This window comes from Sphingobium sp. CCH11-B1 (assembly GCF_001556865.1).
Taxonomy (GTDB): Bacteria; Pseudomonadota; Alphaproteobacteria; order Sphingomonadales; family Sphingomonadaceae; genus Sphingobium.
Genome location: NZ_LSJY01000106.1, coordinates 1 through 21,663, shown reverse-complemented (window position 1 = coordinate 21,663; position 21,663 = coordinate 1). Strand labels below are relative to the sequence as shown.

The window sequence follows — 21,663 nt, the reverse complement described above, 5'->3', positions numbered from 1 at the left end:
GCGGCCTGTGGCGAACGGGCGGCAACCCTGCGCACATCCCGGCGTTTCATCAGGTGCATGGCGGATACGGGGCGGGCTTGGCAAATGTTTTTCGGATTGTTGAAGCAGGAACCGACGGCGCCCAGGCGGCGCAGCAGCGTCCGTACCGTCCTGATCGTGGAGGACGAACCGCTCGTCGCCTTCGACAATGAACATGCGCTGGAACAGGCCGGCTATCGCATCGCGGCGACGGTGAATGATTATGACCATGCGGTGCGCGTCATCGATGAAGGCGGGGTCGATCTCGTGATCGCGGACGTGGGCCTGCATGGCGAGCGCAACGGGATAGACGTGGCGCGCCACGCCGCGCTGCGCGCCCTGCCGGTGCTGTTCGTGACGGGCCGTTGCCCGGTCGACGCGCGCTCCATCGCCATGGGATGCCTGGCAAAGCCCTATGCGCCGCGCGACCTGATCGCGTCCATCGCCGTCATCGACGCCCTGTTGCGCGGCGCGCGTCGCCCCAAGCTGCCGCCGGGGCTTAGCCTGTTCGACGACTGACGCTGATCGCCGCACAGCGCGCTTGCCTCCTAGGCTTGAGGGCATATGGTGGCGCGATCAACGCCATCGGGGGACGCGCATTTTCATGACCGACGCCATGCAGGGACGCCACAGCTGGCTGGGTGCGGTAAAGCCCTATGTCGAAAAAGCCCCACTGGCTGCCTTCTTCCTGGGCGTGTCATCCGGTTTTCCCTATGCGATGATCGGCGCGACGCTGACCACGCGGCTGGCGCAGGATGGGATCGACAAGAAGGCGGTTACGGCCTTCACCCTCGCATTCCTCGTCTATAATCTCAAATGGTTGTGGGCGTGGGTGGTGGATGGCGTTCGCCTGCCGGTGATCGGCCGATTGGGACAGCGCGTGTCATGGCTGCTGCTGGCGGGCGTGCTTGTCATTGCAGCGGTTGCCAACCTGGCGCTGGTCGATCCCACGACCAGCCTTATGCACACTGCCTATGCCGCCGTGCTGGTCGGTGCGGCCGGGGCGACTTATGATATCGTCATCGATGCCTATCGCATCGAGTTGCTGAAGCCGGAGCAACTCGGCGTAGGATCGGGCATGTCGCAATATGGCTGGCGCATCGGGTCGGTCGCGGCGGCCTCGCTTGCCTTGGTATTGGCGGCGCGAATTGGCTGGCATGGCGCTTACCTTGCCTGCGCCATGTTCGCGCTGCCGGCGATGCTGACCGGCCTGCTGCTGGGCGAACCGGAGCGGCATCGCGATCCGACTGGGCGGCGTGGAGCGGGCGAGGTGTGGCGGTCGATTGCCGGGCCGCTGGTCGAATTCTTTCGTCGCCGCGGCGCGTTTCTGGTGCTGCTCTTCATCCTGCTCCACAAGATCGGCGACACGCTGGCGAACCTGACCTTCCGCCTCTTGTTCGATGACCTGGGCTACAGCAACGATGAAATCGCCATCTATGATGTCGGCATCGGCTTCTGGGCCTATCTGATCGGCATCTTCGTGGGCGGCGTCCTTTATGCGCGGATGGGGATGAAGCGGTCGGTACTGCTCAGCCTCGTCCTGATGTGCGTCTCCAATTTCAGCTTCGCCGCGCTCGCCGCCATGGGGAAGAGCAATTGGGGCATGGCCGGCGCCATCGGCTTCGAGAATTTTGCGAGCGGCATCGGCGGTGTCACGGTCGTCGCCTATTTCTCGGCACTGTGCGACCTTCGTTTCACGGCCGCCCAATATGCGCTCATCTCCGCGGCGGCGAGCATCGTTGGCCGTTTCCTGACCGGCACGACCGCCGGCGCGCTGATCGAGCGGTTCGGCTATGTCGATTTCTACCTGTTCACCACCGCGCTGGCGGTGCCGGGCATCCTCCTCTTCTGGCTGATGATGCGCGCGGGTCTGATCGATGCGAGCGTTGGAAGCGCGGCGACGGAAAAGGCCGATCAGCCCGCGTAGAGGTCCAGTGGACGGCCAAGATCGGCATGCGCCTGCGCCACCGCCTGAAGGCAGGTGAGCGCGCCCAGCGCATGATCGTTGCCCAGGAGGCCGCTGACTTGTTCATAGGCTCCGTTCGGATCGCGCAGCGCTATCCCGGCAGCCTGCATCAACAGGCCTTCGTCCGCCGTCATCCGTGCGCAACAGCATGGCGCGACCAGTATCTTGCGGCTGGACACGCGGGCCAGTTCCAGCATCATCGCGCGCATCAGGATCAGGGGCCGACGATAGCTGCGACCGAACGCGCCCAGCATGGCGTTGGCGGCATGCGCATCGTTGACGCCGCCCGATGCCATGCGGCGCATGACGAACAGGAACAGCCGGTTGCCATAGCCGCCCGGCATTGGCCGGGGCAGATCGAGGGGGGAGGTCTCTCCATAAGCCATAGAATCGCGCCTTCTGCATTGGTCGTGGCAGCAGAATAGGCTAATGCGAGTCAGTCGCAAGTAAATTCAGTCGGGCATTTGCTCGTTGAGCCGAAGCACTTCGCCTGCGAGGTAAAGCGAGCCGCCGATCAACAATTTGGGCGCAACGTCGCCTTGGAACGCCGCCTTAGCCGCCACGGCGCGGACGGCCATATCCAGTGTGCCATGCGCGGTGCAGCCAATGCCCCACCGATCAGCCACGGCAGCAAAGCGTTCGGGCGGATGATGGTCGTGACCCGGCACGGGCAGGGCGTGAATCTGCGCGACCTTGCCCGCGAAAGGCGCGAGGAAACTGTCCACTTCCTTGTTCGCCAACATGCCGATGATGAGGTGAAGCGGGCGTCCTTCCAGCCGCTCGTCCGTGAAATAGGCGGCGATTGCCTCGCCCGCCGCAGCGTTGTGCCCGCCGTCGAGCCATGCAGTTGTTCCGTGGGGCAAGGGCGCAAGCAGCGGGCCGCGATCCAGCCGCTGGAGCCGCGCGGGCCAGTGGGCCCATAGCGGCGCGGCCTTGAGCGCCGCTTCCGGCAAGGGCACTGCTTGTTGATGCCGCAGCATGGCAAAGGCGAGGGCGGCATTCTGCACCTGATGCGCCCCGGCGAGACGGGGCAACGGCGTGTCCAGCCGCCCGAACCGGTCTCGATAATGGAGCCGGTCCCGATAGGCGGCGGCATCCCAATCGTCGCCCTGGCGGATCCATGTCGTGCCGGCTTTCGTAGCCGCGTCGATCATCACGGGGTGCAGCGCGTCGGGATAGCGCTGCGTCACCAGTGGGGCGCCAGCCTTGGCGATGCCTGCCTTTTCGGCGGCGATCTTGTCCAGCGTGTCGCCAAGGAACGCCTGATGATCGATGCCCAGCTGCGCAATGCCGCACACGACCGGATCGACCAATATGTTGGTGGCGTCGAGCCGGCCGCCAAGCCCCACCTCGACGATGCAGGCGTCCGCGCTGTGCTCGGCAAAGGCGAGGAAAGCGGCGGCCGTGGTCACCTCGAAGAAGCTGGCGTTTACGTCCGCCCCTATGTCCAGAACCCGCTCCAGATAGCGGGCCAGCAGGGCGTCCTCGATCAAGGTGCCGCCGATGCGGATGCGTTCGTTGAAGCGGACGAGATGCGGCGAGGTGAAGACATGGACCTGCTTGCCGTCCGCTTCCATCGCGGCCCGCAGGAAAGCACAGGTCGACCCCTTGCCATTGGTCCCGGCGACGTGGAAGACAGGGGGCAGCGCGCGGTGCGGATCCCCCAATCGTTCCAGCAGCCGCGAAATCCGATCCAGGCCCAATATGTCCGCGCCGGGGGACAGGGACCAGAGCCGGTCGAGCTGCGCCTGCACCTGAGGGTCGTCGGAAACGGCGTGATCGGCCATGACGCGCTTTTCCTCCGGTGGCGCGGTTCGATGCGGGTCAGGCGGCGATTTGCGGCTTCAGATAGCCGATGACGCGCGCCAGCGTGTCGCGCAGGTCGCGGCGATGGACCACCATGTCGAGCATGCCGTGCTCCAGCAGATATTCGGCGCGCTGGAACCCTTCGGGCAGCTTTTCGCGGATCGTGCTTTCGATCACGCGCTGGCCCGCGAAGCCGATGAGGGCGTTGGGCTCAGCGATCTGGATGTCGCCCAGCATCGCATAGCTGGCCGTGACGCCGCCCGTGGTCGGATCTGTCAGAACGACGATATAGGGCAGGCCTGCAGCATGCAGCTTGCGGATGGCGACGGTTGCGCGCGGCATCTGCATCAGCGACAATATGCCTTCCTGCATCCTCGCGCCGCCGGCGGCGGTGAAGATGACGTAGGGGCATTTATGGGCGATCGCATCGTTGACGCCCTGGATGAAGGCCGCGCCCACGCCCATGCCCATCGATCCGCCCATGAAGGCGAAATTCTGCACGCCCATGACCAGCGGTGCATCGTCGATCGCGCCGCGCGCATTGATGAGCGCATCCTGATCGCCGGTCGCCTGACGAGCGGCCTTGATGCGGTCGGGATAGCGTTTGCTGTCGCGGAACTTTAGCGGGTCTTCCTGAACCTGCGGGGTGGGCAGCAGGATGAAGCCAGCGTCCAGTATCTGTTCGAACCGATCGTTCGGACCGATGCGGCCATGATGGTCGCAGCGCGGACAGACGGACAGATTCTCTTCCCATTCCTTGATGAAGATCATCTCCATGCAGGACGGGCATTTGTGCCACAGCGTCTCGGCGGTGGTTTCCTTCTTCGCGATGAAGGGAAGGGCATTGCGAACGCGGTTGATCCAGCTCATGCGGCGGTCTCCTGGGTTCGGGTGAGCGCGCTCGAAAGCGACGCCACAAATTGTTGGACGAACGGCGCGGCGGTATCGCCATGGCTGCCGACGATGTCGACGATGGCGGAACCGACAACGACGCCGTCGGCGACGCGGCCGATGGCGGCGGCCTGCTCCGGCGTGCGGACGCCGAAGCCGACGGCGATCGGCAGGTCGGTGGCAGCCTTGAGCTTTTCGACTGCCATCTCGATCGATGCCTGCGCCGCCTGCTGCTTTCCGGTGATGCCAGCGACTGCGACATGATATAGGAAGCCCTGCGCGCGGCGTCGGTCGTCGGCGTGGCGAGCCGGACGAGGTGGACGCCGGCCGCGCGCAGGGCCGGGCCGATCTCCGCGTCTTCCTCGGGCGGCACATCGACGCAGATGACGCCATCGACACCGGCGGCCCTGCATTGGTCCGCGAACCAGTCCGCGCCGCGCACCAGCATCGGGTTGGCATAGCCCATCAGGACCAGCGGGATGTCAGGGTGACGCGCGCGAAAATCGGCGGCGATGGCGAAGATGTCCTTCGTCTTCGTGCCCGACCCCAGGCTGCGCAGATTGGCAAGCTCGATCGCCGGACCGTCAGCCATCGGATCGGTAAAGGGCATCCCCAGCTCGATAATGTCCGCGCCGCCTTCGACCAGCGCGTCGAGAATGGCGGGGGTGGCCGCCATATCGGGATCGCCCCCGGTAACGAAGGTGATGAGCGCAGCGCGGCCCTGTGCCTTGCAGGCGGCGAAGCGGGCAGAGAGGCGGTCCATCATGGTCACATCTCCACTCCCAGCGCATCCGCCACGGTAAAGATGTCCTTGTCGCCCCGACCCGAGAGATTGACGACGATGATCTTGTCCGCTTCCAGCGTCGGCGCGACCTGTTCTGCCGCAGCAATGGCATGGGCGGATTCGAGCGCGGGGATGATGCCTTCCAAGCGGGAGAGCGTCTGGAAGCTCGCCAACGCCTCTTCATCCCTGATCGGCATATATTTGACCCGGCCGATTTCATGCAGCCAGCTATGTTCCGGCCCGATGCCAGGATAGTCGAGGCCCGCCGAAATACTGTGCGCTTCGGTGATCTGACCGTCCTCGTCCTGAAGCAGATAGGTGCGGTTGCCATGCAATATGCCGGACGCGCCGCCAGCGAGCGACGCCGCGTGCTTCTTGTCGAGGCCCTCACCCGCCGCTTCGACGCCGATCATCGCCACTTCGGGATCGTCGAGGAAGGGGTGGAACATGCCGATGGCGTTGGACCCGCCGCCCACCGGGGCGATCAGCATGTCGGGCAGACGGCCTTCCGCCTCCAGCATCTGCGCCCGCGTCTCCTTGCCGATCACCGACTGGAAATCCCGCACCAGCTCGGGGTAGGGATGCGGGCCGGCGGCCGTGCCGATGATGTAGAAAGTATCGTGCACGTTCGACACCCAGTGGCGCAGCGCGTCGTTCATCGAATCCTTAAGCGTCGCGGAGCCCGAATGGACCGGCACCACCTCCGCGCCCAGCAGCTTCATGCGGAACACGTTGGGCTTCTGCCGCTCGACGTCCTTCGCGCCCATGAAAATCTTGCATTCCAGCCCAAAGAGCGCGGCGACGGTCGCGGTAGCAACGCCGTGCTGGCCCGCGCCAGTCTCCGCGATGACCTTCTTCTTCCCCATGCGGCGGGCGAGCAGCGCCTGGCCGATACAATTGTTGATCTTGTGCGCGCCGGTGTGGTTCAGCTCCTCGCGCTTCAAGTAGATTTTCGCGCCCTTGCCAGGCGCGGCCTTCGCTCGCAGCGCCTCGGTCAGCCGGCCCGCATAATAAAGCGGGTTCGGGCGGCCGACATAGGTGCGGAGCAATTCCGCCATTTCCTCGTCGAACGAAGGGTCGGCCTTCGCCGCTTTATAGACCTTCTCCAGCTCGAGGATCAGGGGCATCAGCGTTTCGGCGACGTAGCGGCCGCCGAACGGGCCGAAATGGCCGCTGGGGTCGGGCTGGCTACGCAGGCTGTTGGGCAAGGCTAGGGTGTCGGTCATGCGTCGGTCTTTCTGAAAGGACGATATGGGGCGTTCGCTTAGGATCAAGCGATCAGCGCCATCGTCCTTCGATGCGCGCGCGGGGATGGGTCGGCCTCAACATGCGGACACCGCTTTGCAGAAGGCCATGATCTTGTCCACACTCTTGATGCCCGGCGCATCCTCTATGCCCGAAGAGACATCGACCAGCGGCGCGCCGGTGAGGCGGATCGCCTCGCATATGGTATCGGCGGACAATCCGCCCGAGAGGCCCCATGGCGTGGCGATCGACTGGCCGCGCAGCAGCGTCCAGTCGAACCGGAGGCCCATGCCGCCCGGCAGTGCTCCCGGCGGCGTCTTTGCGTCGAACAGAAGCAGGTCGGCCGCACCGGCATAGGCTTTCGCGGCGTCGATGTCGGCGCGGTTCTTGACCGATATGGCTTTCCAGACCGGCAAGCCGGAAAGCCGGCGGACGGCGGCAACCCGCTCTGGGCTTTCGCCGCCGTGAAGCTGTAACGCGGTCAGTGCCCCTGTAGCCACCAATCGGGCGATCTGGTCATCGTCCGGGTCCACCAACACGGCCACCCGATCGACATGGGATGGTACGGCGCCTGTCAGCGCCCTGATCTGTTCCGGCTCCACATGGCGCGGGCTTTTGGGGAAATGGACGAAGCCAAGATGGGTTGCGCCCGCGCGTACGGCTGCGCCCACCGTCTCCGGCGTCGAAAGGCCGCACATCTTGATCGCGAGTCGGGACATGGCTGCGCGCTTTAACCGGGAAAGCGGATCAAGTCACACCATGTCCGGGCGCGGTCAGGTCCATATCGTGCAGCGCCAGCCATTGGTCGGCATGGGCGATGCAGGCATCCCCCAGATAGCGGTCCAGCGTGGCGACGATGTCCGCATCCGTCATGTCGCGCGGATCGAGCGGGGGGTGCCAGTGTAACGCGAAATGCGGGCCGCTGGTGCGCACGAGATAGAAGGGCAGGAATTGCGCGCCGACCTTCCGCGCGAGACGCAGCGCGATCGACAGATTGCCGGACGGTTCGAGGGGACGACCGAAGGTGGGGAACCAGACCTGCCGGTCGCGCCGTTCGTCCGCGAGGATATAGAGCGTCGCCCGGTCCTTCTGCGTCAGATGCTTGAGCACGCCCCGCGCCGCGCCTTCGCCGCCGATCGCCTCTCCCATATAGCTGGAGCGCGCTTTCTTGAGTTGGGCGGCGATTTTCGGGTCGCCCGGGTCTTCATAGACGCCGAGCCCAGGCCGGTCGGTCGACCATTTGATATGGGCGGCAAGCAAATCCCAATTGCCCAGATGGCAGGTGAAGGCGATCATCGGGCCCGGCCCGTCCAGCACCGCCTGATAACCCGCCTTGTCGATCACCGTCACATGCGCCTCGTTCACCAGCCGGTCGATGTTGGCGAGTTCGGCCATGGTGCGGCCGATGTTGATCCACCGGCGCGTCAGGATCGCCTCTCGATCCGCCTCCGGCAGGTCGGGGCGCAGGATGGCAAGGTTGGTGCGGGCGCGGGCGTCGCGCAGCTTCATGTTGCGCCGCGCGACGTTGGCCGAGAGCCAGCCGCCCAGCCACGACGCGGGGCCGGCCGGCAGATGCCGCATGAGCGCGAAGAGAAAGGGGTTGGAGAGCATGGCGTGAGCGTCATACAGGAGCAGGCGGGGCGGTAAAGGGCATGACGCTGACGATGATATGGCTTTGGGCGATCCTTCAGGCGCTTACCGTCGCCGGTGTGCTGAATTACTGGTGGCATTTGCCCATGGATCGTAAGGTCGAAGCGCCCGAAGGGACGGTCGTCATCTTGAGCCTGCGCGACGATTGGGATGGCGGCGCGGATATGATCGCGCGACTGAAAGCGCAGGGCGCGCCGTTCCGGCTGTTGCTGGCGACGTCCGGCGCATGCCCGGCGGCCGACGCATTGATGGCGCTGGAACCGGATTGGGTCAAGGTCGTCAGCGCGGGCGTCGCGCGCGATGAAGGCCAGAAGGTCCATAAGCTGCGCGCGGCTTTACGCGCCTTGACGCCGGAGGATCGCTGGCTGGTCTTCATCGATGCGGATATCGAGCCGCCATCGCGTCTGGTGGGCCGATTGCTGTTCCCGCTGGTCCGGGGCAAGGCTGATATCGTAACGGGTTATCGCCTGCTGCTGCCAGAAGGCGGTGCGATGGCGGCGCTGGTCGGTGCGGTGGAGATGCAGCTCGCGACCTTACCGCGGTCAGCGAATGCGACCATGCCCTGGGGGGGCGCCATGGCGATGTCGCGCGAGGTGGCCGACCGGCTCGACCTTGACGCGGTCCTTGCGGGCAGGCTGTCCGATGACATGAGCATCGGGCTTAGTGGCTGGCGCGCGAAGCTGCGGCTGCGGCCGGTGCGCGACTTGCTGGTGGCCAGTCCGATACGAGGGGGAACGCGCGATCTGCTGGGTTTCGGGGTGCGGCAATATCGGCACATCATCACCAACAGCGTGGGCATGTGGACGCTCGCGACGCTCGTCATGGCGGTTCAGGCGGCGGGCTGGCTCTGGGCGCTGGGCTGGGGCGGCGCGTGGGCGATCCTGGTCGGATATGGCGCGGCATGGGGCAGGGCGGCGGCGCGCCGCCGCATAATCGGATCGGTCGTGGAACCTGCACAGGCGCGCAAGACGGGTCAGTCCTTGCTGTGGGACATGGTGGCGCCCTTTGCCGTCACATGGGCCCATCTTGCCGTGCAGATCGCCGCCGCAACATCGAACCGGATCCGGTGGGGCGGATGGGACTATGTCGTCAGGCAGGGCCGGGTGATTGGCATGACGCGCGTGTGAGAAAATGCCGTGCTCTCGCTTCGCAGGAGCCCATGACCCTAGAATCCCGCTGGAAACAGATGTTTCCCATCGTCGCCGATGCGCAGCACGACCTTACCCGCAACGGCGCTGATCGGGAGGTCGGCGTAGAGATGGGGGAAGAGCGCGCCACCGCGTGACACTTCCCATTTCACCTTGTCGCCGAAGGGGGCGAGATCGATCATCAGCATGACCAGCCGATCCTGCCCGGCGAAATGCTTCGCCACCGTCTCCGCCGCCTGGTCGCGGGTGGACATGTGGATGTAGCCATCCGCCAGATCGACCGGCGCACCCTTGAATAGGCCGTCCGCCTTGAACTGCGCATATTGTTCGGCAGTCAGCACTTTATAGGCGAAGAGGTCGCTCACGCTTCGGGGCTGTCCAACTCGCTGTCCGCGTCGCTTTCCTCGATCTTCGCGGCGCTCACCACATGCTCATTGTCGGCGACGTTGAACAGGCGCACGCCTGCCGAGTTGCGGCCGATGACGCGCAGGCTGTCGAGGCCCATGCGGATGAGCTTCGCCTGATCGGTGACGAGCATGAGCTGATCGGCGCGGGTTGCCGGGAAACTGGCGACCACCGGCCCGTTGCGACCGATATTGTCGATGTTGGTGATGCCCTGACCGCCGCGTCCGGTGCGGCGATATTCATAGGCTGAGGACAGCTTGCCATAGCCGTTCGCGCAGACGGTGAGGATGAACTGTTCCGCCTCCTGCATATGCGCGAACATCTCGCGGTCCTGCATCTCGCCGTCCTTTTCCGGCTTCCACGGGGCGAAACGCAGATATTCCTCGCGTTGTTCGGCGTCCGCGCCCGAACGGTGCAGGACGGAAAGCGAGATGACTTCGTCGCCGTCCGCCAGCTTCATGCCGCGCACGCCGGTGGAGTTGCGGCTCTGGAATTCGCGCACGTCCTCCGCCTGGAAACGGATCGCCTTGCCCTGCCGCGTGGCAAGGAGCACGTCGTCGCTTTCGTCCAGCAGGGCGACGCCGATCAGCCGGTCGTCCTCGTCCTCGCCTTCGAACTTCATCGCGATCTTCCCGTTGCTCGGCACGTTGGCGAAAGCGTCCATGCTGTTGCGGCGGACGGACCCCTTGGCGGTGGCGAACATGACGTGGAGCTTGGCCCACTCCGCCTCGTCCTCCGGCAGCGGCAGGACGGTTGAGATCGTTTCGCCCGGACCCAACGGCAGCAGGTTCACCATCGGCCGCCCGCGCGTCGCCGGGCCGCCTTCGGGCAGTCGCCAGACCTTGAGGCGATACACCTTGCCGGCGGTCGAGAAGAACAGCACCGGCGTGTGGGTCGATGTCACGAACAGTTCGGTGACGGCGTCCTCGTCCTTGGTCGCCATGCCCGAACGGCCCTTGCCGCCGCGGGCCTGGGCGCGGAAGGTGTCGAGCGGGGTGCGCTTGATATAGCCCTGCATGGTCACGGTGACGACCATGTCCTCCCGCTCGATCAGATCCTCGTCCTCGATCCCATCGGCGGCGGCGGTGATTTCGGACAGGCGCGGGGTCGCGAACTCGCTCTCGATCGCCTCCAACTCCTCGCGCATGACGGCGTAGAGCTTCACGCGGTCGCCGAGGATCGCAAGATATTCGGCGATGGCTTCGGCGAGTTCCGCCAGTTCCTTGCCGATTTCGTCCCGGCCCAGCGCGGTCAGGCGGTGCAGCCGCAGGTCGAGGATGGCGCGGACCTGAATGTCGGAAAGCTGGTAGCTCTCGCCGGTGACTTCGGTCTCGATCGCTTCGACCAGGCGCAGATAGGGCGCGATCTCGCCAATCGGCCATTCGCGCGCCAGCAGCGCTTCGCGCGCTTGGGCGGGACTGGCCGAGCCGCGGATGATCTTCACCACTTCGTCGAGGTTGGTGACGGCGACGACGAGGCCCAGCAAGATGTGCGCCCGGTCGCGGGCCTTGTTCAGCTCATATTTGGTGCGGCGGGTGATGACTTCTTCGCGGAAGCGGATGAACGCCTCGATAATTTCGCGCAGGCCCAGCAGTTCGGGTCGTCCGCCGCGAATGGCGAGCATGTTCGCCGGGAAGCTCGATTGCGCGGGGGTGTTGCGCCACAACTGGTTGAGCACGACCTCGGGCGTCGCGTCGCGCTTCAGGTCCATGACGATGCGGACGCCTTCGCGGCTCGATTCGTCGCGGATGTCGCTGATGCCCTCGATCCGCTTGTCCTTCGCGGCCTCGGCGATCTTTTCGACGAGGCCCGATTTGCCGACCTGATAGGGGATGGCGGTCAGCACGATCGACTGGCGGTCGCCGCGTCCTTCCTCGATCACATGGCGCGAACGCATCATGATCGAGCCACGTCCGGTATGATAGGCGCTGCGCGCGCCGGACTGGCCCAGGATCAGCGGGGCGGTGGGAAAATCGGGGCCAGGGACGATCTGGATCAGTTCGTCGGTGCTGATGCCGGGATTGTCGATATAGGCAAGGCAGGCGCGCAGCACTTCGCCCAGATTATGCGGCGGAATGTTGGTCGCCATGCCGACGGCGATGCCGCCGGCCCCGTTGACCAGCAGGTTGGGAAAGCGGGCCGGCAGCACCTGCGGCTCATGTTCCGAGGCGTCGTAGTTGGGGGTGAAATCGACCGTATCCTTGTCGAGATCCTCCAGCAGCGCATTCGCTACCTTCGCCAGGCGCGCTTCGGTGTAACGCATCGCGGCTGGCGGATCGGGGTCCATGGAGCCGAAATTGCCCTGGCCGTCGATCAGCGGCACGCGCATCGACCAGTCCTGCGTCATGCGCGCCAAGGCGTCGTAGATCGAGCTGTCGCCGTGCGGGTGGTATTTACCCATCACCTCACCGACCAGGCGGGCGGACTTGCGATAGGGCCGGTTGTAAACGAAGCCCGATTCCTGGGCGGAGAAGAGAATGCGGCGGTGGACCGGCTTAAGCCCGTCGCGCACGTCCGGCAGGGCGCGGGCGACGATGACGGACATGGCATAGTCGAGGTAGCTGGTCTTCATCTCCTCGACGATGGAGATGGGGCTGATGTCCGAAGGGTCGGCGAGGACGGTCTCGTCGGTCAATGCGATTCTCTTTTTTGGATGGATGTGCCTTTGCTTCGTCCCTAGCGGAGCGAAACAAATCTGTCACCCCTCGCGCGCGTACGCGCGCCTGCGCGTCCTGCCAAGGCGGTGCCCGGGGCGTCCGCTGTCGCGGCCGGAACGAAGCCCCCGCATAACGGTTGCAAAACATGCAGGAATAGGCTTGTTCAAAACCCGTTCACGCGCCGGCCCCTAATCGGCGCTGCAACCGCTTGAAAGGTCGCCTGGCCCCAGGCGCAGAGGAGATGAGGATCATGCGTTTTGTAACCCCCGTGGCGCTCACCCTGGCTTTGGCGATGACCGGAGGCGCGCTTTCCGCTCCCGCTTTCGCCGCCAAGAAGGAAGAGAAGAAAGCTGCAGCGCCCAAGCTCAACGTGTCGCCCGAGGTGATCAAATCCCTCCAGGCCGCGCAGAAGGCGGTGGAAGCGCAGGACTTTGCTGGCGCTAAGACAGCGCTGGCCGACGCCGACAGCAAGGCCAAGTCGAACGACGACAAATATCAGATCGGCGCGATCAAGCTCAACCTGTCGATCGCGTCGAAGGACGCCGCGCTCCAGGGAGAGGCGCTGAACCAGATGCTCGACAGCGGCCTGACGCCGCCGGAACAGGCGGGCCAGTTCAACGCCGTCGCCGCCGACCAGGCCATGCAGGCGAAGAATTATGACGTCGCGATCCAGCGGGCGCAGGCCGCCCTGGCGGCGGGATACAAGCCCGAGGCGGTCAATCCGACGCTGGCACAGGCTTATTTCGGCAAGGCGGGGACCACCAACGTATCGGCTGAGCCGGCGCGTGGCTTCACCGTTCAGGGTCTCGCCGCGCTGAAGGCTGCGGCTGAGGCTTTGAAGGCCGCTGGCCAGCCGGTTCCCGCGCAATGGTATCAGATCGGCGTCGGCCGTGCCGAAGCGGCCAAGCTGCCCGAAGTGACAGAATGGGCGACGATGGCGTATCAGGCCGAACCGAGCGGGCAGAACCTGCGTACGCTCGTCCGCCTGTTCCAGCGCGCCAACCCAACCATTTCAAACCGAGAAAATCTGGACGTGCTGCGCCTGCTGGGGGCGTCCGATGGCCTCGTGATTGCCGCCGACTATACCGAATATGCGGAAATGGCGTCGAAGACGGGTATTTATGGCGAGGTCAAGTCGGTCATCGACAAGGGCCGGTCGAAGGGCGTGTTGAACGCGTCACAGGGCGGCGACGTTTACCAGGCGGCCGTGGCCAAGATCGCGGGTGACAAGGCGTCGCTCGGCTCGGCGGAAGCCGACGCGAAAAAAGCCGCCAATGGCAAGATCGCCGCGGCGACGGCTGACGCCTACCTTGGCTATGGTGATTATGCCAAGGCCGCTTCGATGTTCGAACTCGCCAAGGAGAAGGGCGGCGTGGATGCCGACGAGGTCAACACGCGTCTTGGCATAGCCAAGGCGATGGGTGGCGACATGGCTGGCGCGAAGACTGCGTTCTCTGCGGTGCAGGGCGGTTCGCGCAAGCAGATCGCCGGCCTGTGGCTCGCCTATCTCGGCACCAAGGGCGCCTGAACCTTTAGCGTGGCGCCGCTTCAGGGGCGGCGCCACTCTCTTGCCAGATACCAGTTTTGGGGGAGGCCCTGTTGGCCGTGCGTTTCCGATTTTCCGTTTCCCGCTTCTCGGTCGCATTGGCCGTAGCGGCCATCGTCGCCGTTCCGGCCGTCGCCAAGAAGAAGGAACCCCCGGTCGCGGGACCGCCCATCATCATGTCGGATGGCTTCCGAGCCGGCGCTCAAGCCGCCCAGGCCGCGCTCCGCGCACAGGATGCCGGGACGGCCGCGACGCGGGTAGCGGCACTTATGCCGAGCAACGACTTCGAATCCTATGTCGCGGCAGGCCTGCGGTTCCAGCTGGCGGTGCAGCAGCGCAATCCGCAGGCGGAGCGCGTCGCGCTGACCGACATGTTCAAGACCAACCTGGTGCCTCGTACGGACGCGCCGCGTCTGCGTTTCATCGCCGCCTATCTGTCATACACCGTCGGCAATTATGACGACGCCGTGGCCCAGCTCGATTATGCCAAGACGTTGGGCTACAGCGGGGTGGACGCGATCATGTTGCGGGCCGACATCGCCCTGCGCCGGAACAAGTCCAAGGAGGCTCGAACCTTCGTTCAGCAGGCCATCGCCGCGCAGAAGGAAGCAGGCAAGGGCGTGCCGCTCGCCTGGACCGACCGAGCGATATCGATGGCTTATCAGGCGGGTGACTGGGTGGAAGTCGGGCAGCTTTATCGCGACCGGCTGAACCTTCAGGACAGCAAGGAAGACTGGCGCACGGCATTGGTCAATTATCAGGCGGCGGCCGACCTTGATCCCCAACTGGAGTTGGACCTTTATCGCCTTCAGGCCGCAAACGGGGCGATGGCGAGCGAACGCGACTATCAGGCCTATGCGCAGGCAGCGGAAAAGTCGGGCTATTATGCCGAAGCCAAGGCGATCATCGAAGCGGGACGGTCCGCGGGTAAGCTGATGCCCACGCAGGCTGCCACCAATCAGTTGCTCAAGTCCGTCACACCGAAGGCGCCCAAGGAAATTGCGGGTCTGCCGGCACTCGCCAAGAAGGCGGCTGCTTCCGGCAGCGGCAAGGAATCGATCGCCTTGGCCGACGCCTATTTTTCGCTCGGACAGTTTGCGCAGGCGGCCGAGCAATATCGCGCGGCGCTGGCGAAAGGCGGTGTGGATGCCGACCGGGCGAACACCAGGCTCGGGGTGGCGCTGGCGCGATCCGGCGACCTCGCCAATGCGCAGGCCGCGCTGGCGCAGGCGACGGGCAAATGGGCCAGTGTCGCCGGTTTCTGGGCCGTATGGGTGGAGCATCAGAACCGAAAGGCGGCCTGAGCCGGCGCCGCCGCCCGGCCGGCTCGCCTAGACCGGCAGGGGGACGCCTGGCAGGTTCTTCGACGTGCGGATGGTCAGCGACGTCTTGACGCTGACCACGTTGGGCGCAGGCGTCAGCTTCGAGGTCAGGAACTGCTGAAAGCTCTGCAGATCCCGGGCGACGACCTTGAGAATGAAGTCGATTTCGCCGTTCAGCATGTGGCACTCTCGGACTTCCGGAAGCGCCGCGACATGATCCTGAAATGCCTTGAGGTCGGCTTCCGCCTGGCTTTTCAGGCTCACCATCGCGAAAACGGTGATGGTGTATCCGAGCATCGCGGGATCGACGACAGCGTGATAGGAAGTGATAGCACCCGCTTCTTCCAGGGCACGCACCCGGCGCAGGCATGGCGGAGCGGTAAGCCCGACTTTCCGGGCCAGCTCCACATTGGTCATCCTGCCGTCCTTCTGCAATTCGCCCAGAATTTGCAGGTCGATGTCGTCAATATTGGGGCCGGCCATTAGCGTGGTTATTTCCTGTCCTGTTATCAGAGCCCATCATAATAATATTTCAGGGCATTGCAATTGTCCCACTATGCGACGATCGCTTTCGTTCGCGGGAACCGCCTCTTTCCCTTTGCCTCGTCCAGGCCTATCCAAGGAAGAGAGCCAGTCATGATGCGGTGCTCGACGATGCGCGAACAGACGCAAAATGGGGACTTCGGTGCGTTTTAATGATCTCATGCAGACGGTGCTGGCGGGTGATGACCGCAGTGGCCTCGGCGGGGTGACGTTATGGCGGCAGTGCGTCGATCTGCTGGCCCAAGGGGACCGCGCGGGTCGGTCGGACATGGGCCCGGCGGAACGCGAAGCACTGCTTGATCGGCTCGAAGGACTGCGTCCCAAGCTCAACGAAACGCAACGACTCGCGACGGTCGTCGAATTGGGGGGGCGGCTTCGTTCGGCCAGCCTCGTGCGGTTTTTCGCGCACGACCGGCCCTCCATCGCGGCGGCGGCGATGTCTCGCGCGCAACTGCCGGACGATGCGTGGATCGCCTTGCTTCCGGATTTGACCCCCACGGCGCGAGGGGTGTTGCGCGCCCGGCGGGACGTCGGCGCGGCCACGCGCAAGGCGCTGGAAGCCTTTGGTGCCCATGATCTGGTGTTGACGACGGTGCGGACCGATATGGTCGGCGAAACCTACATGCTGCTGACGCAAGACATGGAGGCTGATGAGGAAGCGGATTCCCAAGCTCCCAGCGCCGCGACCGTCACTCGACTGCATCCGCCGAAAAGCGATGAAGGGCAGATACGCAGTCTGGTCGACAGGATTGCCCGGTTCACCAGCGGCCGAAAGGCCGCCGAGCCGGAGTCGGGGCAAGCCGAAGTGCGCCCAGCGGACTTGGTTGCGCCGCGATCGTTCGCATTCGAAACCGACGCCGCCGGTGTCATCCTGTGGGTGGACCAGGGGCCACGAGCGGCGCTCGTTGGCCTGTCGTTGGCCGAAATCGCACTGGAAGGCGGCAGCGGCCCGGACGGCGCGGTTGCGGGCGCATTCGCGCGGCGCAGCGCATTTCAGCATGGCCGTTTCGCAATCGTCGGCGGAGCATTGTCGGGCGAATGGCGCATGTCGGCCACCCCATTTTTCGATCCGCGGTCAGGCCGTTTCCAGGGCTATCGCGGACAGGCGCGGCGGCCCCATCTGCACGAGGTGGCAAGCCAGCCCCATCCCTCGACCATGGCTGTGGCCGGTTTGTCGACCGATTCTCTCCGCCAACTGGTGCATGAACTGCGCACCCCATTGAACGCCATTTTGGGCTTCGCTGAAATCATCGAGCAGGAATTGTTCGGTCCGGCTGGCGGTGAATATCGCGACATGGCGGGCAAGATCGTGGTCGATGCTCGGCACCTGCTGTCGGCCTTCGACGATCTGGACCTGGCGGCCAAGATATCTCGCGGTGATGGCGCGGGCGCGCCGCAACTGATCGATCCTGCCCTGCTGGTGACGCAGGTCGCGACCCGGTTCAGCGAGCAGGGAAGGACTGCGGTCGATATCGCCATTGCGCCGGGACTGCCGCAAATGCGGATCGACCCGGTTCAGGGCGAGCGCATGGTTCAGCATCTGCTGCGTACGATCATTTCGCTGGCGGCTCCTGATGAGCCGGTGCGGGGGGCTTGCTGGTTCCAGCCTGACGGTGCCGCCGGGCGGGTCTCGCTCAGCATCGACCGGCCTTCCAGCATCATGGGGCTCGACGAGGAGCAACTCCTTGATCCGGGGCATGATGGGGACTGGGCGGATGGGCCTTTGCTCGGCCTGGGCTTTTCGCTGCGCCTGATCCGGAGCCTTGCGGCGACAAGCGGCGGTGGACTGGACATCGAAGCGCATCGGCTGGTGCTTACCATTCCAGCCGTGAGCCTTGCGAAGGACGCGGCGGAGCAGGCCTGATCCGCCAAGGAAACCCATTCGCAACCATTGATCTTTAAGGGGGGGCTATGAGCTTGGCCCCGCATGACGGCAATCTGTTGCTGCCCCCCGACCCGCAGGACATGATCGATCTCGATGCCGATTTCGGCACGCGGTTCATGCTGTTCGTGGATACGGAGGAGGAGTTCGACTGGAACGCTCCATTCCGTCGCAACGGTCATGGGGTAACGGCGCTGGCGGGCATGGCGCGAGGGCAGGAATTCTTCGCAGGCGCAGGCGTCAGGCCCGTCTATGTGACGGATTATCCGGTCGTGGACGACGACGCGGCTGCCGCGATGATGGGGCAGTGGGTGGATGCCGGGACGGCCGATATCGGGGCCCATCTTCACCCCTGGGTCAACCCGCCCCATGTCGAGGATGTGAATGCGGCGAACAGCTATGTGGGTTTCCTGTCGGTTGAGGTCGAGGCGGCGAAGCTGGAAGCCTTGTGCCAGAGGATTGAGCAGCGGTTCGGGCGGCGTCCCATCACCTATCGCGCCGGGCGCTATGGGGTAGGGCCCAACAGCGCGCGGTTGCTGGAAGAAGCCGGGTTTCGGCTGGACAGCTCGGTGCGCAGCCGTTTCGACTATGGCCATCAGCATGGCCCGGACTTCAGGGGGTTGCCGCAGCATCCCTATTGGGCCGGGCCGGGCCGATCGTTGGTCGAACTCCCTTTATCCACCGCTTTTATCGGCTTGTTGCGGGGCGGAGGGGAGAAGCTCTACCAGGCAACGCGGAAGATGGGGCCTCTGCCCGGCGCCCTGTCGCGCGCCCGAATGCTGGGCCGTGTGCCCTTGACGCCGGAAGGCGTGCCCGCACATGAAGCGATCGCCGCAATCGATGCGCTGCTGGAGGAACGGGTGCGGCTGCTGAACTTAAGCTTCCATTCGCCGACATTGGAGCCGGGCCACACGCCCTATGTGCGGGACGAACGTGATCGCACCGCCTTCTATCGGTGGTGGGACAAGGTGCTCGCGCATATGGCGAAGCGCGGTGTTCAGGCCGCCAGCCTGGATCAATTTCTGAAGGCTGTGCCGCCGCGCCAAGCACAGGCTTGCAAAGCGGCGTGATGCTGCCTAATCCGCATCGCTCGACAGGTGGGGCCTGTAGCTCAATGGTTAGAGCTGGCCGCTCATAACGGCTAGGTTGCGGGTTCGAGTCCTGCCGGGCCCACCAACACTCGATTTCATGAGCATTATGTAGTATCATAAATCCCTATAAATCAGGGGTTTGTGAGCCGTTGTTCATCCATAATGTGTCAGGATGTCTCGGGGTATCTCACGAATCGTGGGGTATCGGTGGGGGTATCGAAACCAATTTTTGGGGTATCGATGACTCTTACATACGCTGAAGCGAAAAACGCCGCCGCCACCGGGCGGAATTACAAACTGACCGATTCTGCCGGCCGACATCATCAGCGGCGGCGGAACTGGGGGAGAAGGCGCAGGTCGAGTCGCGCACCGTGGCGAGCCTTTTGGCCTGTGGCGGATATGGCATTGGCCGCAATCATGTGCTGGTGCTCGATGAGGCGGGACAGATTGGAAACCGCCAGGCTTTGCGCGTCCTCGAGATCAGCCGGGCGACAGGCTCGCCTCATTCTTCTGGGCGACGACAGGCAGACGGGCGCCATCGAACAGGGGAAGCCCTTCTGGCTGATGCAGAAGCTCGGCATGGCGACCACGCAGCTCACAGAGACGCGCCGGCAGCAGACCAGAGCGATGCGCAACGCGGTGGCGCAGGCGCGGGCAGGGGACTATGCCGCCTCGATCGGCCAGCTTGACAAGGTTACAGGCGGCGATGACGCTGCCGCGCTTGCCAAAAGCGTGGTGGCGGAATGGACGCGCCTCAGCCCCGAAAGCCGCGCCGCCACCAACATCCTCGTCCTCGACAATGCGTCCCGCCTCATCGTCAACAACCAGATCAGGGAAGTTCTCCAGCGCGAGGGCGTCGTCGAGGCGGAGGATAGCCGTCTGTCGATCCTGACGCCGGGACGATTGAGCGATCAGGAGAAGCGACTGGCGCGCTTCTATTCGGGCGGTCAGGTCGTGACCTTCAGTCGCGACCAGGCAGGAGCGGGTCTTGGTCGCGACGCTGAATATAGGGTCGCTGGCATGGTGCGCGACGGGCAGGGGCGACAGCGTGTTCGACTGGTGGACGAGCAATGCCGTGTCCACCTGTGGGATCCGCGGACCGCCAAAGCCTCGCAGGTCAATGTCTTCCTAGAAGAGCAAAGGGACTTGAGCAAGGGCGACCGCATCCAATGGCGTCTCGCATCGCATGAGCTCAAGCTCAAAAATGCCGAGCGCGGGACGGTCGAGACGATCGATGGCAGCGTCGCGACGATCCGCTGGGATCGCGGCGACCGGGTGCAGACGATAGATCTCTCGCGACACCAGACCTGGGACCATGGCTATGGGGAAACGGTATATTCGGCGCAGTCCAAGACCTATGATCGGGTCTATGTGCTGGCGCCGGTGAGATCGCCGCTGGTCAATGCCCAGAATTACTACACCGCTATCACCCGCGCCAAATTCGGGGTGAAGCTCTGGACCGAAGATCCCGGAAAGCTGGTCGAAAGGCTCGAACAGCGATCGGGCGAAAAGACGTCGGCGCTGGAAGGGCTTGGTCGACTTGAGGGGGATCATCGTGACCGCATCGCGGCGCGGCGCGGCGGTCATCTCCAGTACCTCAAGGGCGAGCAGGAACAAGTGCGCCGTTCGCGCGGTGATCAACTGCTCGAACGACAACTGCGCGGCCGCACCCTGCGGGAGACGGGCTTGGTGGATCGCCTGGCGTGCAGCGCCCGGCAAGCGTTCGAAACGCTCGATCGGCATCTTCAGTCTTTGCTGAAAGCTCGTCAGGAAGATCGGTCGCAGGCCATCGACCGGGATACTCAGCCAAACCACGATCGGGAACGGGAGGGTGGCCGTGGTCTGGACCGCTGAGGGGAGGCGCGCGGGCCTCGTCGTGCTGCTTCTGCTGACGTTCTTGCAGTATGAGCCTGCTGCAGCGGCCCGGCCTGCAGAAGCCCAGGTCGCGCGCTGCATCAGGCAAGCGGCGCGCGGGCACGCATGGCTTGAAAAGACGCTATGGGGATTGCGCGATCAGGAGGCCGGGTGGATCGGCGCGGAAATCCTGAACAGGGATGGAAGCCATGACCTTGGCCCGCTCCAGATCAACAGTTGGTGGGTGCCGAAGATAGCTGGGCTCTTGTCACGCCGAGAGGGGGAAGTGCGGCGCTGGCTGCAATTTGATCCCTGCTTCAATGCCCAGGCGGCGCGCTGGATCTTTCTCGATGCGCTCAGGACGGGCGGCAGCTACTGGCAGGCGGTAGGTATCTACCATAGCCCGAACGGCGCGCGCCAACGCCGCTATGCTGCCTTGGTCGCGGTGCATCTGCAAAGGCGGTTCGGGGCTGATGTGTTCGGGCGCCGGGGCGCAGCGGGGATGCACGTATGTGTCTTCGCGTCGGCGACCGCTGACCCGCCTCGGCCTGCTGCTTCACATTGGTTTCCTGTGTATGACGGGACGACCGCTGGCCACGTTCGAAAGGATCCTGCCCGAAATCCTCGAGTTTGTTGCCGATCATGTCGGCATTCCAGCGCCACCGATCGCAACGTGGCGTGCAATCTATCGACGTCGGATGACCTTTCGCGCATCAACGCCGCGCTGCCGAAGCGATCGGCTGGCGTTCTGCAGAAGACGGTGTGCAGCGAATGCTGACGGCCTTCTTGCGACGCCAAGCGGGACTGTCAGGATTTCCGTGTGTGGGCGGGCGGTTAAACATTACGCCGCCATGG

The 21,663-nt window shown here is 64.6% G+C and carries 17 protein-coding genes, 1 tRNA gene and 2 pseudogenes; 10 read left to right on the top strand and 10 right to left on the bottom strand.

What is annotated here, in order from left to right:
• Positions 1-84 precede the first annotated feature (84 nt).
• Together AX724_RS11265 and AX724_RS11260 are read left to right on the top strand one after the other, a co-directional pair.
• On the top strand, positions 85-537 hold the full coding sequence (locus AX724_RS11265; RefSeq protein ID WP_066766312.1) for a response regulator: 453 nt from the start codon (positions 85-87) through the stop codon (positions 535-537).
• 85 nt (positions 538-622) lie between these two features.
• Positions 623-1,945: an AmpG family muropeptide MFS transporter gene (locus tag AX724_RS11260; RefSeq protein WP_066766310.1), complete on the top strand. Its 1,323-nt coding sequence runs from the start codon at positions 623-625 to the stop codon at positions 1,943-1,945.
• Here AX724_RS11260 and AX724_RS11255 read toward each other — a convergent pair.
• The 7 genes and pseudogenes from AX724_RS11255 to AX724_RS11225 form a co-directional block, all read right to left on the bottom strand.
• Positions 1,933-2,370 carry a DUF6628 family protein gene (locus tag AX724_RS11255; RefSeq protein ID WP_066766308.1) on the bottom strand — a complete coding sequence of 146 codons (438 nt, stop codon included), beginning with the start codon at positions 2,368-2,370 and terminating at the stop codon, positions 1,933-1,935. The genes AX724_RS11260 and AX724_RS11255 overlap by 13 nt on opposite strands.
• A gap of 66 nt (positions 2,371-2,436) precedes the next feature.
• Positions 2,437-3,771, bottom strand: coding sequence for a bifunctional folylpolyglutamate synthase/dihydrofolate synthase (locus AX724_RS11250; protein WP_066766307.1), 1,335 nt, complete (start codon positions 3,769-3,771; stop codon positions 2,437-2,439).
• 37 nt (positions 3,772-3,808) lie between these two features.
• Entirely contained in the window at positions 3,809-4,660 is an 852-nt protein-coding gene (gene accD, locus AX724_RS11245) for an acetyl-CoA carboxylase, carboxyltransferase subunit beta (protein ID WP_066766306.1), read from the bottom strand.
• Positions 4,657-5,444 (bottom strand): annotated as a pseudogene (gene trpA, locus AX724_RS11240) (tryptophan synthase subunit alpha). Before trpA ends, accD begins: the two are co-directional and overlap by 4 nt.
• Positions 5,445-5,449: 5 nt before the next feature.
• Positions 5,450-6,691, bottom strand: a complete 1,242-nt coding sequence (trpB, locus tag AX724_RS11235) for a tryptophan synthase subunit beta (protein WP_066766305.1) — start codon at positions 6,689-6,691, stop codon at positions 5,450-5,452.
• A gap of 96 nt (positions 6,692-6,787) precedes the next feature.
• On the bottom strand, positions 6,788-7,429 hold the full coding sequence (locus tag AX724_RS11230; RefSeq protein WP_066766304.1) for a phosphoribosylanthranilate isomerase: 642 nt from the start codon (positions 7,427-7,429) through the stop codon (positions 6,788-6,790).
• Positions 7,430-7,457: 28 nt separating this feature from the next.
• Complete coding sequence (locus AX724_RS11225) at positions 7,458-8,321, bottom strand: lysophospholipid acyltransferase family protein (protein WP_066766301.1); 864 nt, start codon at positions 8,319-8,321, stop codon at positions 7,458-7,460.
• A gap of 53 nt (positions 8,322-8,374) precedes the next feature.
• On the opposite strand from AX724_RS11225, the gene AX724_RS11220 reads away from it, so the two are divergent.
• Positions 8,375-9,487, top strand: coding sequence for a glycosyltransferase (locus AX724_RS11220; protein ID WP_066766350.1), 1,113 nt, complete (start codon positions 8,375-8,377; stop codon positions 9,485-9,487).
• Positions 9,488-9,525: 38 nt separating this feature from the next.
• Here AX724_RS11220 and AX724_RS11215 read toward each other — a convergent pair whose 3' ends face one another.
• Together AX724_RS11215 and gyrA are read right to left on the bottom strand one after the other, a co-directional pair.
• On the bottom strand, positions 9,526-9,873 hold the full coding sequence (locus AX724_RS11215; RefSeq protein WP_066766299.1) for a DUF952 domain-containing protein: 348 nt from the start codon (positions 9,871-9,873) through the stop codon (positions 9,526-9,528).
• Positions 9,870-12,548, bottom strand: coding sequence for a DNA gyrase subunit A (gene gyrA, locus AX724_RS11210; RefSeq protein ID WP_066766297.1), 2,679 nt, complete (start codon positions 12,546-12,548; stop codon positions 9,870-9,872). The genes AX724_RS11215 and gyrA overlap by 4 nt, the downstream gene beginning before the upstream one ends.
• Before the next feature lie 272 nt (positions 12,549-12,820).
• Between gyrA and AX724_RS11205 the strand changes: the two genes are divergently transcribed.
• Positions 12,821-14,098, top strand: a complete 1,278-nt coding sequence (locus tag AX724_RS11205) for a hypothetical protein (protein WP_066766346.1) — start codon at positions 12,821-12,823, stop codon at positions 14,096-14,098.
• A gap of 71 nt (positions 14,099-14,169) precedes the next feature.
• The gene (locus tag AX724_RS11200; protein WP_231736654.1) at positions 14,170-15,420 is read left to right on the top strand and encodes a tetratricopeptide repeat protein; all 1,251 of its coding nucleotides are present in this window, start codon (positions 14,170-14,172) and stop codon (positions 15,418-15,420) included.
• Between the two features lie 27 nt (positions 15,421-15,447).
• Here the strand turns inward: AX724_RS11200 and AX724_RS11195 are convergent, their stop codons facing one another.
• Entirely contained in the window at positions 15,448-15,921 is a 474-nt protein-coding gene (locus tag AX724_RS11195) for an Lrp/AsnC family transcriptional regulator (protein ID WP_066766295.1), read from the bottom strand.
• A gap of 190 nt (positions 15,922-16,111) precedes the next feature.
• Here AX724_RS11195 and AX724_RS11190 point away from each other — a divergent pair, with 190 nt between their 5' ends.
• The 5 genes and pseudogenes from AX724_RS11190 to AX724_RS24945 all read left to right on the top strand — a co-directional run.
• Positions 16,112-17,845 carry a histidine kinase dimerization/phospho-acceptor domain-containing protein gene (locus tag AX724_RS11190; protein WP_066766293.1) on the top strand — a complete coding sequence of 578 codons (1,734 nt, stop codon included), beginning with the start codon at positions 16,112-16,114 and terminating at the stop codon, positions 17,843-17,845.
• A gap of 47 nt (positions 17,846-17,892) precedes the next feature.
• Entirely contained in the window at positions 17,893-18,933 is a 1,041-nt protein-coding gene (locus tag AX724_RS11185; RefSeq protein ID WP_066766286.1) for a polysaccharide deacetylase family protein, read from the top strand.
• Positions 18,934-18,963: 30 nt separating this feature from the next.
• Positions 18,964-19,039: transfer RNA gene (locus AX724_RS11180), tRNA-Ile, on the top strand.
• Positions 19,040-19,268: 229 nt separating this feature from the next.
• A pseudogene (locus AX724_RS11175) lies at positions 19,269-20,808 on the top strand (AAA family ATPase); the annotation flags it as partial.
• A gap of 428 nt (positions 20,809-21,236) precedes the next feature.
• Positions 21,237-21,663, top strand: a 427-nt coding sequence (locus tag AX724_RS24945) for a DUF4158 domain-containing protein (protein ID WP_156448060.1), incomplete at its 3' end; no start/stop codon positions are given.

Excerpts from the sequence above, each read along its gene's own strand:
- AX724_RS11265 (WP_066766312.1), top strand. The coding sequence starts at position 85 with ATGTTTTTCGGATTGTTGAAGCAGGAACCGACGGCGCCCAGGCGGCGC.
- AX724_RS11260 (WP_066766310.1), top strand. The coding sequence starts at position 623 with ATGACCGACGCCATGCAGGGACGCCACAGCTGGCTGGGTGCGGTAAAG.
- AX724_RS11255 (WP_066766308.1), bottom strand. The coding sequence starts at position 2,370 with ATGGCTTATGGAGAGACCTCCCCCCTCGATCTGCCCCGGCCAATGCCG.
- AX724_RS11250 (WP_066766307.1), bottom strand. The coding sequence starts at position 3,771 with ATGGCCGATCACGCCGTTTCCGACGACCCTCAGGTGCAGGCGCAGCTC.
- accD (WP_066766306.1), bottom strand. The coding sequence starts at position 4,660 with ATGAGCTGGATCAACCGCGTTCGCAATGCCCTTCCCTTCATCGCGAAG.
- trpB (WP_066766305.1), bottom strand. The coding sequence starts at position 6,691 with ATGACCGACACCCTAGCCTTGCCCAACAGCCTGCGTAGCCAGCCCGAC.
- AX724_RS11230 (WP_066766304.1), bottom strand. The coding sequence starts at position 7,429 with ATGTCCCGACTCGCGATCAAGATGTGCGGCCTTTCGACGCCGGAGACG.
- AX724_RS11225 (WP_066766301.1), bottom strand. The coding sequence starts at position 8,321 with ATGCTCTCCAACCCCTTTCTCTTCGCGCTCATGCGGCATCTGCCGGCC.
- AX724_RS11220 (WP_066766350.1), top strand. The coding sequence starts at position 8,375 with ATGATATGGCTTTGGGCGATCCTTCAGGCGCTTACCGTCGCCGGTGTG.
- AX724_RS11205 (WP_066766346.1), top strand. The coding sequence starts at position 12,821 with ATGCGTTTTGTAACCCCCGTGGCGCTCACCCTGGCTTTGGCGATGACC.
- AX724_RS11195 (WP_066766295.1), bottom strand. The coding sequence starts at position 15,921 with ATGGCCGGCCCCAATATTGACGACATCGACCTGCAAATTCTGGGCGAA.
- AX724_RS11190 (WP_066766293.1), top strand. The coding sequence starts at position 16,112 with ATGGGGACTTCGGTGCGTTTTAATGATCTCATGCAGACGGTGCTGGCG.
- AX724_RS11185 (WP_066766286.1), top strand. The coding sequence starts at position 17,893 with ATGAGCTTGGCCCCGCATGACGGCAATCTGTTGCTGCCCCCCGACCCG.